This window comes from Silvania sp. (genome assembly GCF_051656365.1).
Taxonomy (GTDB): domain Bacteria; phylum Pseudomonadota; class Gammaproteobacteria; order Enterobacterales; family Enterobacteriaceae; genus Enterobacter; species Enterobacter hatchlandensis.
Map to the genome: position 1 here is coordinate 20,916 of NZ_JBOGBT010000097.1, position 16,248 is coordinate 37,163.

General features: G+C 55.4%; 16 protein-coding genes. 13 read left to right on the forward strand and 3 right to left on the reverse strand.

Annotated elements, in window-relative coordinates; genetic code table 11:
- Window positions 1-17: 17 nt before the first annotated feature.
- From ubiE to tatD, 7 genes are all read left to right on the forward strand, one after another.
- On the forward strand, window positions 18-773 hold the full coding sequence (gene ubiE / locus ACRDD5_RS19540; RefSeq protein WP_271266056.1) for a bifunctional demethylmenaquinone methyltransferase/2-methoxy-6-polyprenyl-1,4-benzoquinol methylase UbiE: 756 nt from the start codon (window positions 18-20) through the stop codon (window positions 771-773).
- A 13-nt stretch (window positions 774-786) separates the two neighbouring features.
- The gene (gene ubiJ / locus ACRDD5_RS19545) at window positions 787-1,392 is read left to right on the forward strand and encodes a ubiquinone biosynthesis protein UbiJ (protein ID WP_271280644.1); all 606 of its coding nucleotides are present in this window, start codon (window positions 787-789) and stop codon (window positions 1,390-1,392) included.
- Window positions 1,389-3,029, forward strand: coding sequence for a ubiquinone biosynthesis regulatory protein kinase UbiB (gene ubiB / locus ACRDD5_RS19550; protein WP_271280643.1), 1,641 nt, complete (start codon window positions 1,389-1,391; stop codon window positions 3,027-3,029). Before ubiJ ends, ubiB begins: the two co-directional genes overlap by 4 nt.
- Before the next feature lie 76 nt (window positions 3,030-3,105).
- Window positions 3,106-3,366: a Sec-independent protein translocase subunit TatA gene (gene tatA, locus ACRDD5_RS19555; RefSeq protein ID WP_271280642.1), complete on the forward strand. Its 261-nt coding sequence runs from the start codon at window positions 3,106-3,108 to the stop codon at window positions 3,364-3,366.
- A gap of 3 nt (window positions 3,367-3,369) precedes the next feature.
- Window positions 3,370-3,897 carry a Sec-independent protein translocase protein TatB gene (gene tatB, locus ACRDD5_RS19560; RefSeq protein ID WP_438677732.1) on the forward strand — a complete coding sequence of 176 codons (528 nt, stop codon included), beginning with the start codon at window positions 3,370-3,372 and terminating at the stop codon, window positions 3,895-3,897.
- 2 nt (window positions 3,898-3,899) lie between these two features.
- On the forward strand, window positions 3,900-4,664 hold the full coding sequence (gene tatC / locus ACRDD5_RS19565) for a Sec-independent protein translocase subunit TatC (protein WP_271280640.1): 765 nt from the start codon (window positions 3,900-3,902) through the stop codon (window positions 4,662-4,664).
- A 41-nt stretch (window positions 4,665-4,705) separates the two neighbouring features.
- A complete protein-coding gene (gene tatD / locus ACRDD5_RS19570) occupies window positions 4,706-5,488 on the forward strand; it encodes a 3'-5' ssDNA/RNA exonuclease TatD (protein ID WP_438677733.1) in 783 nt (260 codons plus the stop codon).
- On the opposite strand, the gene rfaH is transcribed toward tatD, so the two are convergent.
- On the reverse strand, window positions 5,485-5,976 hold the full coding sequence (rfaH, locus tag ACRDD5_RS19575; protein ID WP_271280638.1) for a transcription/translation regulatory transformer protein RfaH: 492 nt from the start codon (window positions 5,974-5,976) through the stop codon (window positions 5,485-5,487). The two genes, tatD and rfaH, sit on opposite strands and share 4 nt — an antisense overlap.
- A gap of 171 nt (window positions 5,977-6,147) precedes the next feature.
- Between rfaH and ubiD the strand changes: the two genes are divergently transcribed.
- Together ubiD and fre are read left to right on the forward strand one after the other, a co-directional pair.
- Entirely contained in the window at window positions 6,148-7,644 is a 1,497-nt protein-coding gene (gene ubiD, locus ACRDD5_RS19580) for a 4-hydroxy-3-polyprenylbenzoate decarboxylase (RefSeq protein WP_271280637.1), read from the forward strand.
- Window positions 7,645-7,687: 43 nt separating this feature from the next.
- Window positions 7,688-8,389 carry an NAD(P)H-flavin reductase gene (fre, locus tag ACRDD5_RS19585; RefSeq protein ID WP_271280636.1) on the forward strand — a complete coding sequence of 234 codons (702 nt, stop codon included), beginning with the start codon at window positions 7,688-7,690 and terminating at the stop codon, window positions 8,387-8,389.
- Between the two features lie 114 nt (window positions 8,390-8,503).
- Here fre and fadA read toward each other — a convergent pair whose 3' ends face one another.
- Window positions 8,504-9,667, reverse strand: coding sequence for an acetyl-CoA C-acyltransferase FadA (fadA, locus tag ACRDD5_RS19590; RefSeq protein ID WP_271280635.1), 1,164 nt, complete (start codon window positions 9,665-9,667; stop codon window positions 8,504-8,506).
- 9 nt (window positions 9,668-9,676) lie between these two features.
- Window positions 9,677-11,866 (reverse strand): fatty acid oxidation complex subunit alpha FadB, encoded by a 2,190-nt coding sequence (fadB, locus tag ACRDD5_RS19595; RefSeq protein WP_438677734.1) that lies wholly within the window; start codon window positions 11,864-11,866, stop codon window positions 9,677-9,679.
- A 187-nt stretch (window positions 11,867-12,053) separates the two neighbouring features.
- Between fadB and pepQ the strand changes: the two genes are divergently transcribed.
- Genes pepQ through hemG form a run of 4 tightly spaced genes read left to right on the forward strand, consistent with a single transcriptional unit; the run spans window position 12,054 to window position 16,045 of the window.
- The gene (gene pepQ / locus ACRDD5_RS19600) at window positions 12,054-13,385 is read left to right on the forward strand and encodes a Xaa-Pro dipeptidase (protein ID WP_438677735.1); all 1,332 of its coding nucleotides are present in this window, start codon (window positions 12,054-12,056) and stop codon (window positions 13,383-13,385) included.
- Entirely contained in the window at window positions 13,385-13,999 is a 615-nt protein-coding gene (locus ACRDD5_RS19605; RefSeq protein WP_271280632.1) for an IMPACT family protein, read from the forward strand. Before pepQ ends, ACRDD5_RS19605 begins: the two co-directional genes overlap by 1 nt.
- A 39-nt stretch (window positions 14,000-14,038) precedes the next feature.
- On the forward strand, window positions 14,039-15,490 hold the full coding sequence (trkH, locus tag ACRDD5_RS19610; RefSeq protein WP_271280631.1) for a Trk system potassium transporter TrkH: 1,452 nt from the start codon (window positions 14,039-14,041) through the stop codon (window positions 15,488-15,490).
- A 12-nt stretch (window positions 15,491-15,502) separates the two neighbouring features.
- Complete coding sequence (gene hemG / locus ACRDD5_RS19615; protein WP_271280630.1) at window positions 15,503-16,045, forward strand: menaquinone-dependent protoporphyrinogen IX dehydrogenase; 543 nt, start codon at window positions 15,503-15,505, stop codon at window positions 16,043-16,045.
- Window positions 16,046-16,248 lie beyond the last annotated feature (203 nt).

Below are 16,248 nucleotides of genomic sequence, written 5' to 3' on the forward strand. Positions count from 1 at the left end.
GATAAGCAGGCTCTGAGATGGTTGAAGATTCACAAGACACAACGCACTTTGGCTTTCAGACTGTCGCTAAAGCGCAGAAAGCTGACATGGTGGCCCACGTATTCCATTCCGTGGCGGCGAAGTACGATGTAATGAATGACCTGATGTCATTCGGTATTCATCGCTTGTGGAAGCGCTTCACCATTGATTGCAGCGGCGTACGTCGTGGTCAAACCGTACTGGATCTGGCTGGCGGAACCGGCGATCTGACGGCAAAATTCTCGCGTCTGGTGGGTGAAACTGGCCGCGTAGTACTGGCCGATATCAACGACTCGATGCTCAAAATGGGTCGTGAAAAACTGCGCAACATTGGCGTGGTGGGCAACGTCGAATATGTGCAGGCCAATGCCGAAGCGCTGCCCTTCCCGGATAACACCTTCGACTGCATCACCATCTCTTTCGGTCTGCGTAACGTCACCGACAAAGAGAAAGCGCTGCGCTCTATGTACCGCGTGCTGAAACCGGGCGGTCGTCTGCTGGTGCTGGAGTTCTCAAAACCGATTATCGAGCCGCTGAGCAAAGCTTACGACGCTTATTCGTTCCACATTTTGCCGCGTATTGGCGAGATGGTTGCCAACGACGCAGAAAGCTATCGCTATCTGGCCGAATCCATCCGTATGCACCCCAATCAGGACACCTTGAAAGCGATGATGCAGGATGCAGGTTTTGACAACGTTGATTACTTCAACCTGACGGCCGGTGTTGTTGCGCTGCATCGTGGTTACAAGTTCTGAGTGGAGGTGGCAGATGCCGTTTAAACCCTTGATCACAGCCGGTGTAGAAAACGTACTCAATACCTTTCTCTATCGCTCTGCGGCGTTAAAACCGGCGCGTCAGCGTCTGAACGGCAAAGTGCTGCGGGTGGTGTTAAAAGAGTTCACGACCCCGTTGGTGCTGGTGTTCAGCGAACGCCAGCTCGATGTTCTGGGCGAATGGGAAGGCGAGGCCGACTGCTCCGTCATCACCCATATGAACGTGCTGCCAAAACTACGCGATCGCCAGCAGCTTACTGCGCTTATCCGCAGCGGTGAGCTGGAGGTCGAAGGCGACATTCAGGTGGTGCAAAACTTTGTTGCCCTGGCCGATCTGGCCGAGTTCGATCCCGCAGAACTGCTGGCTCCCTGGACAGGCGACATTGCCGCAGAGGGGATCAGCAAAGTGCTGCGCGGTGGTGCCTCCCTGCTGCAAAAAGGCTTTCAGCGCCAGCAGCGCTACGTGGCTGAAGTGCTCACCGAAGAGTGGCGCATGGCTCCGGGGCCGCTGGAAGCAGCATGGTTCGCAGAAGAAACCGCCGCGGTTGAGCGTGCGGTCGATGCATTAACGAAACGGCTTGAAAAACTGGAGGGCAAATGACGCCTGGTGAAATTCGGCGCCTCTACTTTATCATCCGCACCTTTTTGAGTTACGGGCTCGACGAGCTTATCCCCAAAATGCGTATCACACTGCCGCTGCGCGTCTGGCGGCGGACGCTGTTCTGGATGCCAAATCGCCATCAGGATAAACTGCTTGGCGAGCGGTTGCGGCTGGCGTTACAGGAGCTTGGCCCGGTGTGGATTAAGTTCGGCCAGATGCTCTCAACCCGTCGCGATCTGTTCCCACCTTTGATTGCCGATCAGCTGGCGCTGCTGCAGGACAAGGTCGCCCCGTTCGATGGCGCCCTCGCAAAGCAGCAGATCGAGAAAGCGATGGGCGATATTCCGGTAGAGAGCTGGTTCGATGATTTCGACATCCAGCCGCTGGCATCGGCCTCCGTTGCGCAGGTGCATACCGCGCGCCTGAAAGAGAACGGCAAAGAGGTGGTCATTAAGGTGATCCGCCCGGACATTCTGCCGGTCATCAAAGCGGACATGAAGCTCATCTATCGCCTGGCCCGCTGGGTGCCGCGTCTGCTGCCCGACGGCCGCCGACTGCGTCCGATGGAAGTGGTGCGTGAATATGAAAAAACGCTGATCGACGAGTTGAATCTGCTGCGTGAATCGGCGAACGCCATTCAGCTGCGCCGCAACTTTGAAAACAGCCCGATGCTGTATGTGCCGGAAGTCTATTCCGATTACTGCAGCCAGGACATGATGGTGATGGAGCGTATCTACGGGATCCCGGTCTCGGACGTGGTAACGCTGGAGCAGCAGGGCACCAACATGAAACTGCTGGCCGAGCGTGGTGTGCAGGTGTTCTTCACCCAGGTGTTCCGCGATAGCTTCTTCCATGCTGACATGCACCCGGGCAATATTTTCGTCAGCTACGAACACCCGGAAGATCCGCAGTATATCGGCATTGACTGCGGGATCGTCGGCTCGCTGAACAAAGAAGATAAGCGCTATCTGGCTGAAAACTTTATCGCCTTCTTCAACCGCGACTACCGTAAAGTGGCCGAGCTGCACGTGGATTCCGGTTGGGTTCCGCTGGATACCAACGTCGAAGAGTTTGAGTTTGCTATTCGCACCGTCTGTGAGCCCATCTTTGAGAAGCCGCTGGCAGAGATCTCGTTTGGACACGTTCTGCTGAACCTGTTCAACACCGCCCGCCGCTTTAACATGGAAGTACAGCCACAGTTAGTTTTACTCCAGAAAACATTACTTTACGTTGAAGGGGTGGGGCGACAGCTCTATCCTCAGTTAGACTTATGGAAAACGGCCAAGCCATTCCTTGAGTCATGGATCAAAGATCAGGTTGGGCTGCCCGCGCTGGTTCGCTCCCTGAAAGAGAAAGCGCCGTTCTGGATTGAAAAAATGCCCGAAATTCCGGAGCTGGTGTATGACAGTTTGCGCCAGAGCAAAAAGTTGCAGCACAGCGTGGATAAAATCGCCCACGAGTTGCAAACAAACCATGTGCGTCAGGGCCAGTCTCGTTATCTGTTTGGGATTGGTGCAACGCTATTACTCAGTGGCACGCTGCTGCTGATTAATCGTCCGGAGTGGGAATTTATGCCCGCCTGGTTGATGGCGGGCGGCGTAGTGGCCTGGTTGATAGGGTGGCGCAAAACGCGTTGAATTGCGTCGCTATCGCAGGGTCGCATAACGTATAATGCGACCTGGTTAATTAATCATCTATAACTGAGGAAGATGTATGGGTGGTATCAGTATCTGGCAATTGTTGATTATTGCCGTCATCGTTGTGCTGCTGTTTGGGACCAAAAAACTGGGCTCCATCGGCTCCGATCTTGGTGCATCCATCAAAGGCTTCAAGAAAGCGATCAGTGATGATGACGATAAGGATAAGCAGGAAAAAACCAGTCAGGACGCTGATTTTACTGCCAAATCACTTGCCGACAAACAAGACGACGTCAAAAAGGACAATGCTAAACGCCACGACAACGAGCAGGTGTAATTCGTGTTCGATATCGGTTTTAGCGAACTGCTGCTGGTATTCGTGATTGGCCTCATTGTGCTGGGGCCTCAGCGTTTACCCGTGGCAGTCAAAACAGTTGCAGGCTGGGTACGCGCGCTGCGTTCGCTGGCGACGACGGTACAGAATGAGCTGGCGCAGGAGCTTAAGCTGCAGGAGTTTCAGGATAGCCTGAAAAAAGTGGAGAAGGCGAGCATGGATAACCTGACGCCTGAACTGAAAGCCTCGATGGATGAACTGCGCGAAGCAGCGGAATCCATGAAGCGCTCCTACAGTGTTAACGATCCGGAAAAAGCGAGCGATGAAGCCAATACTATCCGCAATCCGCTGGTCAAAGACAACGAAGCGCAGCATGAAGGCGTAACGCCTGCCAGCGCCGAGCATCAGGCCAGTGCGCCAGAGCAGACGCCGACAGAACCGGCCATCCAGAAGCAAGAAAAGACGGCAGCCCCAGCAGCATTAAAACCTGCACCCGTTGCCGAACCGTCTTCCTCGTCGAGTGATAAATCGTAAACATGGCAGTAGAAGAAACTCAACCGCTGATTGCGCACCTCATCGAGCTGCGCAAACGCCTGCTGAACTGCATTATTGCGGTTTGCCTCATTTTCTTAGGGCTGGTCTATTTCGCTAACGACATCTATCAGGTGGTCTCTGCACCCTTGATTAAGCAGATGCCGCTGGGCGCAACCATGATTGCCACCGACGTCGCCTCGCCGTTCTTTACGCCAATTAAGCTCACCTTCTGGGTGTCGCTGATAGCCTCTGCGCCGGTGATCCTCTACCAGGTCTGGGCGTTTATTGCTCCCGCATTGTACAAGCATGAACGTCGGCTGGTGATCCCGCTGCTGGTATCCAGTTCTCTGCTGTTTTATATCGGCATGGCGTTTGCCTACTTCGTGGTCTTTCCGCTGGCGTTTGGCTTCCTGGCAAATACTGCACCGGTAGGCGTGCAGGTCTCGACGGATATTGCCAGCTACCTGAGCTTCGTGATGGCGCTGTTTATGGCCTTCGGCGTGGCCTTTGAGGTGCCGGTCGCCATCGTGCTGCTGTGCTGGGTGGGGATAACCACACCGGACGACTTGCGTAAAAAGCGGCCGTACATTCTGGTGGGGGCTTTCGTTGTCGGCATGCTGTTGACGCCGCCGGATGTTTTCTCGCAGACCCTGCTGGCGATACCGATGTATTGTCTGTTTGAGGTCGGCCTGTTCTTCTCGCGCTTCTATGTCGGTAAGCGACGAGCGGATCACGACGAAGAGTCGGAACACACCACTGAAGAATAATACCAGCCGCCCGTCAGGGCGGTTGTCATATGGGAGACAGCATGTTTGATATCGGTCTGAACCTGACCAGCTCGCAGTTTGCTCACGATCGTGATGAGGTGGTCACCCGGGCATTCGACGCAGGGGTAAATGGCCTGCTGCTGACAGGCACCAATCTTCATGAAAGCGACCAGGCGCGACAGCTGGCGCAGCGCTATCCACACTGCTGGTCTACCGCCGGTGTTCACCCCCACGACAGCAGCCAGTGGGGGCCGGAAAGTTTTGATACCCTGCGTGCTCTGGCGGCCTCGCCTGAAGTGGTGGCTATCGGTGAGTGCGGCCTCGATTTTAATCGCAACTTCTCCACGCCAGCTGAGCAGGAACACGCTTTTAGCGCCCAGCTTGCGCTGGCGGCAGAGCTAAGCATGCCGGTGTTTATGCACTGCCGGGATGCGCATGACCGTTTTCTGGCGCTGCTTGAACCCTGGCTGGATAAACTGCCTGGTGCGGTCTTGCACTGCTTTACCGGCTCCCGACAGGAGGCGCTGGATTGTCTGGATCGCGGGTTATATCTGGGGATCACGGGCTGGGTCTGCGATGAACGGCGCGGGCTGGAACTGCGAGAACTACTCCCGGTTATCCCCGCCGATCGCCTACTTATTGAGACGGATGCGCCGTACCTGCTGCCGCGCGATCTCAGTCCAAAACCGAAATCGCGGCGCAATGAACCGGCTTATCTGGGGCATATTATTGAGCGGATCGCCTCCTGGCGCGCAGAAGAGCCGCAGTGGCTGGCTGCACAGACGGATGACAACGTACGTCGTCTGTTTGGCGTACAGTTTTAAGCTTTACGGAAGCTGGTGTTTTTCACGCTCTGCAAAACGTCTTTATTCAATAAGTTGAGCAGCAGCATGGAGCGGGCTTCGCCGTCCGGCTCAGCAAAAATAGCGACCAGCCCTTCGAAAGCGCCCTCGGTGATCACCACAGGATCACCGGAGAACGGGGTATCGGGATCGGTAATGCCTTCTGGCTGCTTATAGACGGAAAGCTGATGTATTACGGTCGAGGGTACCATTGCAGGGTGCGCACCAAAACGTACAAAGTGGCTTACACCGCGCGTCGCATTAATGGTGGTGGTGTGGATCACCTCGGGGTCAAATTCGACAAACAGGTAGTTTGGGAATAGCGGTTCGCTGACTGTCGTGCGCTTGCCCCGGAGCATTTTTTCCAGTGTAATCACCGGCGTCAGGCAATTCACCCCCTGACGTTCAAGATGTTCCTGAGCGCGCTGAAGCTGCCCACGCTTACAATACAGTAGATACCAGGCCTGCATAATGACTCTTTTCCGCTTGTTATAGGGGCAAGCATACCAAAACCCTGGCGCGATGGCTAAGTTGATTATAATGGGGAAACGGCGCTGTGACCGCGAATCTTCACGCTAATTTAACAAAATTACAGCATCACGCAGCCTTACACCGTATAATGAAGCGCTTACAGAGAGGCCATGACTAACTTCATGAAATACAACGATCTACGCGACTTCCTGGCGCTGCTGGAAAAGCAGGGCGAACTCAAACGTATCACCCTTCCTGTCGATCCCATTCTGGAGATGACAGAGATCGCTGACCGCACTTTGCGGGCGGGCGGTCCGGCGCTTCTGTTTGAAAACCCGAAAGGCTATACCATGCCGGTACTCTGTAACCTGTTCGGCACGCCAAAACGCGTGGCGATGGGGATGGGGCAGGAGGATGTCGCTGCGTTGCGTGAAGTCGGTAAGCTACTGGCCTTTTTAAAAGAACCCGAGCCACCAAAAGGTTTTCGTGACCTCTTCGATAAGTTACCGCAGTTTAAGCAAGTGCTGAACATGCCGACCAAAAGGCTGCGTGGCGCACCGTGCCAGCAGAAAATCGTGGAAGGTGAGGCGGTCGATCTGACGCGTATCCCCATTATGCAGTGCTGGCCAGAAGATGCCGCGCCGCTGATAACCTGGGGCCTGACCGTTACGCGCGGTCCGCATAAAGAGCGTCAGAATCTCGGTATCTATCGCCAACAGCTGATTGGCAAAAACAAACTGATCATGCGCTGGCTGTCGCATCGCGGCGGTGCACTTGATTATCAGGAGTGGTGCGCAGCCCATCCGGGCGAACGCTTCCCTGTCGCGGTTGCGCTGGGTGCCGATCCGGCCACCATTCTGGGGGCCGTTACGCCGGTGCCGGATACCCTCTCTGAATATGCCTTCGCCGGACTGCTGCGCGGCACCAAAACCGAAGTGGTGAAGTGTGTTTCCAACGATCTGGAAGTGCCCGCCAGCGCGGAGATCGTACTCGAAGGCTATATCGAGCCAGGCGAAATGGCGCCCGAAGGGCCTTACGGTGACCACACAGGTTACTACAACGAAGTGGACAGCTTCCCGGTGTTTACCGTCACGCACATCACTCAGCGTGAGGATGCGATTTACCACTCGACTTACACGGGTCGTCCGCCTGATGAACCCGCGGTTCTCGGCGTTGCACTCAATGAAGTGTTCGTGCCGATCCTGCAAAAACAGTTCCCGGAAATTGTCGATTTCTATCTGCCGCCGGAAGGCTGCTCATACCGCCTGGCCGTGGTGACCATTAAGAAGCAGTACGCGGGTCACGCTAAACGGGTGATGATGGGCGTATGGTCTTTCCTGCGTCAGTTTATGTATACCAAGTTTGTGATCGTCTGTGATGATGACGTCAACGCCCGCGACTGGAATGATGTGATTTGGGCGATCACTACGCGTATGGATCCGGCGCGCGATACGGTGTTAGTAGAAAACACGCCAATTGATTATCTGGATTTTGCCTCGCCGGTTTCCGGTCTTGGCTCAAAAATGGGACTGGATGCCACCAATAAATGGCCCGGCGAGACTCAGCGTGAATGGGGCCGTCCGATCAAAAAAGATCCCGAAGTGACGGCGCGTATTGACGCCATCTGGGATGAACTGGCCATACTGAATAACGGTAAAGATGCCTGAACGCAGCCGTTATGCCCTATAGACTTCCCGACAGAGAGAGCGAATGACAACCTTAAGCTGTAAAGTGACCTCGGTAGACGCTATCACCGACACCGTATATCGCGTCCGTTTAGTGCCTGAAGCGGCGTTTTCTTTCCGCGCGGGCCAGTATCTGATGGTGGTGATGGATGAGCGGGATAAGCGCCCTTTCTCAATGGCGTCCACGCCGGATGAGCAAGAGTTTATCGAGCTGCACATAGGGGCGTCAGAGCTCAACCTGTATGCGATGGCGGTGATGGATCGCATCCTGAAAGAGAGTGAAATCGAGATTGATATCCCGCATGGCGAAGCCTGGCTGCGCGATGACGAAGAACGTCCGCTGATCCTGATTGCGGGCGGCACCGGTTTCTCTTACGTGCGCTCCATTCTGCTGACGGCGCTGGCACGTAATCCGAACCGCGATATCACCATTTACTGGGGTGGCCGTGAAGAGAAGCACCTTTACGATCTCTCTGAACTGGAATCACTGAGCATTACGCACCCGAACCTGCGCGTTGAGCCGGTGGTCGAGCAGCCGGAAGAGGGCTGGCGTGGTCGCAGCGGTACCGTGTTAACGGCCGTTCTGCAGGATCATGGCACGCTGGTTAACCACGATATCTATATCGCGGGCCGCTTCGAAATGGCAAAAATTGCCCGTGACCTGTTCTGCAACGAACGTCACGCGCGTGAAGATCGCCTCTTCGGCGACGCGTTTGCCTTTATCTAAGCATAAAAAAACCCGCCCCTGACAGGCGGGAAAACGGCAACTAAACTTGTCTTGCTTCGCCAATGACGCCATAACTGCGGTGGCGCCATTGGCTGTGAGATACCTCTCGTAGATTTACACTCGCTCAAAGACCGTCGCGATCCCCTGACCTAACCCAATACACATAGTCGCCAGGCCAAACTGGGCATCCTTGCGTTCCATCAGGTTGATCAGCGTGGTGCTGATACGCGCGCCGGAGCAACCCAGCGGGTGACCCAGGGCAATCGCACCGCCATTGAGGTTAATCTTCTCGTCAATCTGATCCATCAGCCCCAGATCTTTAATGCATGGCAAGATCTGTGCGGCAAACGCTTCGTTCATCTCGAACACGTCGATATCGCTGGCGGAAAGCCCGGCTTTTTTCAGCGCCAGTTTGGACGCCGGAACCGGGCCGTAACCCATAATCGACGGATCGCAACCGACCACGGCCATCGAGCGGATGCGCGCGCGCGGGGTCAGACCCAGTTCGCGGGCGCGACTTTCGCTCATCACCAGCATCGCCGCAGCACCGTCAGAAAGGGCAGAAGAGCTGCCCGCCGTCACGGTACCGGTGACCGGATCAAAGGCTGGTTTCAGCGTGGAGAGGGCTTCCACCGTGGTTTCCGGGCGAATCACTTCGTCAAAGTAAAACTGCTTGAGCACGCCGTCGGCGTCGTGTCCCCCGGTCGGGAGAATTTCATTTTTAAATGCGCCGGACTGCGTCGCGGCCCAGGCGCGGGCGTGAGAGCGGGCGGCAAAGCTGTCCTGCATTTCACGGCTGATGCCGTGCAGGCGCGAGAGCATTTCTGCCGTCAGGCCCATCATTCCCGCGGCTTTCGCCACGGTGCGGCCCATGCCAGGATGGAAATCAACGCCGTGACTCATCGGGACGTGGCCCATATGTTCCACCCCACCAATCATGCAGACCTGCGCATCGCCGGTCATGATCATGCGGGCCGCATCGTGCAGCGCCTGCATCGATGAACCGCACAGGCGGTTGACCGTTACCGCCGGTACTGAGTGCGGAATTTCCGCCAGCAGCGCCGCGTTACGGGCGATATTAAAACCCTGCTCCAGAGTTTGCTGTACGCAGCCCCAGTAGATATCGTCAATCGCAGTGGCGGCAAGCGCCGGATTACGCGACAGCAGGCTACGCATCAGATGTGCGGAGAGATCTTCTGCACGTACGTTACGAAATGCGCCGCCCTTTGAACGGCCCATCGGGGTGCGAATTGCATCGACAATGACAACCTGTTCCATTGTGACTCCTTAAGCCGTTTTCAGTGCGCCAACCGGACGGGCAGGCTCAACCGGGGGATAGTACGCTTCGTTATGACGCGCTTTGTTACGCAGGCCATCCGGTACGTGATACAGCGCGCCGAGATGTTCATACTGCTGCGTCATATCGAGATATCTGGCGCTGCCAATCGTATCCAGCCAGCGGAACGCGCCGCCGTGGAATGGAGGGAAGCCAAGGCCGTAGACCAGCGCCATATCTGCTTCGGCAGGGCTGGCGATAATGTCTTCTTCCAGGCAGCGCACCACTTCGTTGACCATCGGGATCATCATACGGGCGATAATCTCTTCGTCGCTGAAATCGCGCTTCGCCTGGCTTACCTCAGCCAGCAGGCTGTCCACGGCTGCATCTTCTTCTTTCTTCGGCTTGCCTTTGCTGTCTTCTTTATAACGCCAGAAGCCAAGGCCATTCTTCTGACCAAAACGGCTGGACTCGAACAGCGTGTCGATCGCGTCACGGTAATCTTTCTGCATCCGCAGCGGGAAGCCTGCCGCCATCACGGCCTGAGCGTGATGCGCGGTATCAATGCCGACCACGTCCAGCAGATAAGCCGGGCCCATCGGCCAGCCAAACTGCTTTTCCATCACTTTGTCGATTTTGCGGAAGTCCGCGCCATCGCGCAGCAGCTGGCTGAAACCGGCAAAATACGGGAACAGAACGCGGTTGACGAAAAAGCCCGGGCAGTCATTCACTACTATCGGGGTTTTGCCCATCTTGCTCGCCCATGCCACCACTTTGGCGAGGGTTTCGTCAGAGGTTTTTTCCCCGCGAATCACTTCGACCAACGGCATGCGGTGCACCGGGTTAAAGAAGTGCATTCCGCAGAAGTTTTCCGGACGCTTGAGGACGCTGGCCAGCTCGCCGATCGGAATGGTGGAGGTGTTGGATGCCAGCACCGTATCCGGGCGTACTTTATCTTCCGTCTCTGCCAGTACGGCCTTTTTAATTTTCGGGTTTTCGACCACTGCTTCGACGACGACATCCACGCGATCGAAACCGCTGTAGTCCAGCGTCGGGTGAATGGTTGAAATCACCCCGGAGAGCTTCAGACCGTCTATCTTGCCGCGCTCGAGCTGTTTATTCAGCAGCTTGGCGGCTTCGGTCATCCCCAGCGTCAGCGATTTATCGTTGATATCTTTCATCACCACCGGGACGCCTTTCCACGCGGACTGATAAGCGATGCCGCCGCCCATAATGCCTGCGCCCAGTACCGCAGCCTGCTTTGGCGTCTCGACGTTTTTGGTGAGCTGCTTCGCTTTACCTTTCACGTACTGGTCATTCAGGAAAATACCGACCAGCGCGCGCGCTTCACTGGTGTGCGCCAGCGGTACGAAGCTTTGGTTTTCGAGTTTCAGTGCTTCGTCACGGCCATACTTTGCCGCCGCTTCAATAGTCTTCACTGCAGTGATCGGTGCCGGGTAGTGTTTGCCCGCCGTCTGCATCACCATGCCTTTGGCAATGGTAAAGCTCATGGTGGCTTCAATTTTGCTTAGGTGCAGGGGTTCCAGCTTCGGCTGGCGTTTTGCTTTCCAGTCCAGATCGCCGTTAATCGCCTGGCGAAGAATCGTTACCGCTCCTTCAAGCAGCTTTTCAGGTTTAACGACGCCGTCAACCAGCCCGAGTTTTAAGGCCTGATCGGCACTGACATCTTTACCGGCGGCAATGATCTCCAGCGCGCTATCGGCACCCAGCAGACGCGGCAGACGGACGGAGCCGCCGAAGCCCGGCATAATGCCCAGTTTGGTTTCTGGCAGACCGATGCGCAGGTCCGGCGTCGCCAGCCGGTAATCTGTCGCCAGCACGCATTCGCAGCCGCCGCCCAGCGCATAGCCATTCACCGCAGAGATAGTCGGGACCGGCAGATCTTCCAGGCGGTTAAAGACGCTGTTGGCAAAATGCAGCCACTGGCTCAACTGCTCTTGCGGAACCTGAAACAGCGAGAGGAATTCGGTGATGTCTGCACCGACGATAAACGCCGCTTTTTCTGAACGCAGCAGCAGACCTTTTAAGTCGGATTGTTTTTCCAGAACGTCCAGCGCATGGCCAAGACTGGCCACGGTCGCGGTGTCCAGCTTATTCACTGAGCCGGGGGCGTCGAACACCAGTTCGGCAATGCCACCTTCCAGCCAGTCTACGTACAGGGTGTCGCCTTTGTAGAGCATGTCAGTCTCCTGAATCCAGCAATAGGATCTGGTCATACCAGATGAATCGGAGTGTGGGATTTATGTTAATGAAATGCAAATTACTCATTAAATAATTGTAGGCTCGATCACGCTCGGTGCAGATCACGCAGCTTTTCTGAGGTGTGCTAAGATGCGGTGACTTGAGGTCAAAACAAAAGGAACTAAGATGGACTCACTGGCCGCGCTGTATAAGAATCATATTGTTACGTTACAGGAACGTACCCGCGACGTACTGACTCGTTTTAAGCTGGATGCGCTGCTCATCCACTCTGGCGAACTGTTCAATGTCTTTCTCGACGATCACGCTTATCCGTTTAAAGTTAATCCGCAATTTAAAGCCTGGGTACCGGTAACACAGGTTCCCAATTGCTGGTTGCTGGTGGATGGCGTGAACAAGCCGAAACTGTGGTTCTATCTGCCGGTTGAATACTGGCATAACGTGGAGCCGCTGCCGACCTCATTCTGGACGGAAGATGTTGAGGTTATCGCGCTGCCGAAAGCTGATGGTATTGGCAGCCAGTTACCTGCTGCACGCGGCAATATCGGCTACATCGGTCCAGTGCCTGAACGTGCGCGTGGTCTGGATATTTCCGCCGATAATATCAACCCGAAAGGCGTGATTGATTACCTGCACTATTACCGCTCTTATAAGACCGACTATGAGCTGGCGTGTATGCGTGAAGCGCAAAAAACGGCGGTTAACGGCCATCGTGCGGCCCATGAAGCCTTCCTGTCCGGCATGAGCGAGTTCGATATCAACCAGGCTTACCTGACGGCGACCGGCCACCGGGATACTGACGTGCCGTACAGCAACATTGTGGCGCTGAATGAACACGCGTCGGTGCTGCACTACACCAAACTCGACCACCGTGCGCCATCCGAAATGCGCAGCTTCCTGCTGGATGCCGGTGCGGAATATAACGGCTATGCCGCTGACCTGACCCGTACCTGGGCCGGCAACAGCGATACCGAGTTTGCACAGCTGATTAAAGACGTGAACGACGAGCAACTGGCCCTGATTGCCACCCTGAAGGCCGGCGTGAGCTACGTTGATTACCATATCCAGTTCCATCAGCGTATTGCGAAGCTGCTGCGTAAGCATCAGATCCTCAACGACATGAGCGAAGAGGCGATGGTCGACAACGACCTGACCGGGCCGTTTATGCCGCACGGTATTGGCCACCCGCTGGGTCTACAGGTGCACGACACCGCAGGCTTTATGCAGGACGATACCGGCACGCATCTGGCGGCGCCGTCGAAGTATCCTTATCTGCGCTGCACCCGTATTCTGCAGCCGCGCATGGTGGTGACTATCGAGCCGGGCATCTACTTTATTGAGTCCCTGCTTGCGCCGTGGCGTGAAGGGCAGTTCAGCAAACACTTCAACTGGCAGAAAATTGACGCCCTGAAGCCGTTTGGCGGGATCCGTATCGAAGATAACGTGGTGATCCACGAAAACGGTACAGAAAACATGACGCGAGATTTGAAGCTGGCGTAATGGAAAGCTGGCTCATACCGGCAGCGCCGGTCACCTTTACGGAAGAGATCAAGAAAAGCCGTTTCATCACGCTGTTGGCGCATACCGACGGCGTGGAGTCGGCAAAAGCTTTTGTTGAGTCGGTACGTGCGGAACATCCCGACGCCCGCCACCACTGCGTGGCGTGGGTAGCCGGGCCGCCTGACGATTCGCAAAAGCTCGGTTTCTCGGATGACGGTGAACCGGCGGGTACGGCGGGCAAACCGATGCTCTCTCAGCTAATGGGCTGTGGGGTTGGCGAGATAACCGCCGTCGTGGTGCGCTACTACGGCGGCGTATTGTTAGGAACGGGTGGGTTGGTGAAGGCCTATGGCGGCGGTGTTCAGCAGGCGCTCAATCTCCTCACAACGCTCCGCAAAACGCCGCTAACCGAATATACTTTATTGTGCGATTACGCCCAGTTATCCGGCATCGAAGCCTTGTTGAAGCTTTATCAGGGCCTGATTGTACACAGTGATTACCAGGTAACGGTACAACTGCGAGTGGCGCTGCCTCAGGCGTCGCTTCCGGCGTTTTCAGCAAAACTGGCTGATTTTAGTCGTGGTGCGTTGCAATTACGGCCGATTGAAGAATAATCCCCCCCTTACTTATTGAATACCTAAGGAAGCGGCAGAATGCATTTTCGTGCCATAACCCGAATCGTTGGATTGTTGGTCATATTGTTTTCCGGGACGATGATCCTCCCGGGACTGGTGGCGCTTATTTATCGGGATGGTGCGGGCCGAGCCTTTACACAGACCTTTTTTGTTGCGCTGGTGATTGGCTCCCTGCTGTGGTGGCCTAACCGCCGGGAAAAAGGTGAACTGAAATCCCGCGAAGGCTTTCTTATCGTGGTGCTGTTCTGGACCGTGCTGGGCAGCGTGGGTGCGTTGCCCTTTATCTTCTCTGAACGGCCCAATTTAACCGTCACTGATGCATTCTTTGAATCCTTTTCCGGGCTGACCACCACCGGCGCCACCACGTTGGTGGGGCTGGACTCACTGCCTCACGCTATCCTCTTTTACCGGCAGATGCTGCAGTGGTTCGGCGGTATGGGGATCATCGTATTAGCCGTGGCTATTCTGCCGATCCTGGGCGTCGGGGGGATGCAGCTGTACCGTGCGGAAATGCCTGGACCGCTGAAGGATAACAAAATGCGCCCGCGTATTGCCGAAACGGCGAAAACGCTGTGGTTCATTTATGTTCTGCTAACTATCGCCTGTGCGCTAGCATTGTGGTTCGCCGGGATGCCAGCCTTTGATGCAATAGGCCACAGCTTTGCCACCATCGCGATTGGCGGCTTCTCTACCCATGATGCCAGTATTGGCTATTTCGACAGCCCAACGATCAACACCATTATCGCTATCTTCCTGCTGATCTCCGGCTGTAACTATGGCCTGCACTTCTCTTTATTAAGCGGCCGCAACCTGAAGGTGTACTGGCGCGATCCGGAGTTTCGGATGTTTATCGGCGTGCAGCTCACGCTGGTTGTCATTTGTACCCTGGTCCTGTGGCTGCATGATGTCTATAGCTCAGCAGTTACCACTGTTAATCAGGCCTTCTTCCAGGTGGTGTCGATGGCGACCACTGCCGGCTTCACGACCGACAGTATTGCCCGCTGGCCGCTGTTCCTGCCGGTGCTGCTGCTGTGTTCTGCATTTATTGGCGGATGTGCCGGATCGACCGGGGGCGGGTTAAAGGTAATCCGCATTCTGTTGCTGTTTAAACAGGGTAACCGCGAACTTAAGCGTCTGGTGCATCCCAATGCGGTTTACAGCATTAAGCTTGGCAACCGCGCGCTGCCGGAGCGCATCCTTGAAGCCGTGTGGGGCTTCTTTTCTGCTTATGCGTTGGTGTTTATCGTCAGCATGCTGGCAATTATTGCCACGGGTGTCGACGACTTCTCGGCGTTTGCCTCAGTCGTCGCCACGCTGAATAACCTTGGACCCGGGCTTGGCGTGGTGGCGGATAATTTTGCCAGCATGAATCCAACCGCGAAGTGGATCCTGATTGCCAACATGCTGTTCGGACGTCTTGAGGTCTTTACGCTGTTGGTCCTCTTTACGCCAACCTTCTGGCGCGAATAAAGGGAGTTGTTTGTGAAAACATTAATTCTATTTTCCACACGTGACGGACAAACGCGTGAGATTGCTTCATATCTGGCATCAGAGCTCAAAGAGCAGGGCATCTATGCCGATGTCATCAATCTGAACCGCACGCAAGAGATTGCCTGGCAGGAGTATGACCGCGTGGTGGTCGGCGCATCGATTCGCTATGGCCATTTCCATCCGGCTCTGGATCGTTTTGTGAAAAAGCATACGGCAGCACTGAATGGCCTGCCGAGCGCGTTCTACTCTGTGAACCTGGTGGCCCGTAAAGCGGAAAAGCGTACGCCGCAGACGAACAGCTATACGCGTAAGTTTTTGCTGAGCTCTCCCTGGCATCCTACGGTGAGCGCGGTCTTTGCGGGGGCGCTGCGTTATCCGCGTTATCGCTGGTACGACCGCTTTATGATTCGCCTCATTATGAAGATGACGGGCGGTGAAACCGATACGCGTAAAGAAGTGGTCTACACAGACTGGTCCCAGGTTGCCAGTTTCGCCCATCAAATCGCACGTTTAACCAGCGATTCGCGGCTTTAATCAGCGTAAAGACCGAAAAGTAAGCGAACGGAAAACTTTTTCATATTTATGCTTGTCACCGTCAGAGAACTCCCTATAATGCGCCTCCACTGACACGGAACAACGGATTACAAACCGCCGTGACAGCAGGGGTTCAGAGATGAACGCCGACAGAGAAAAGCGAAAATAAACGCTTGACTCTGAATGAGGAAGGCGTAATATAC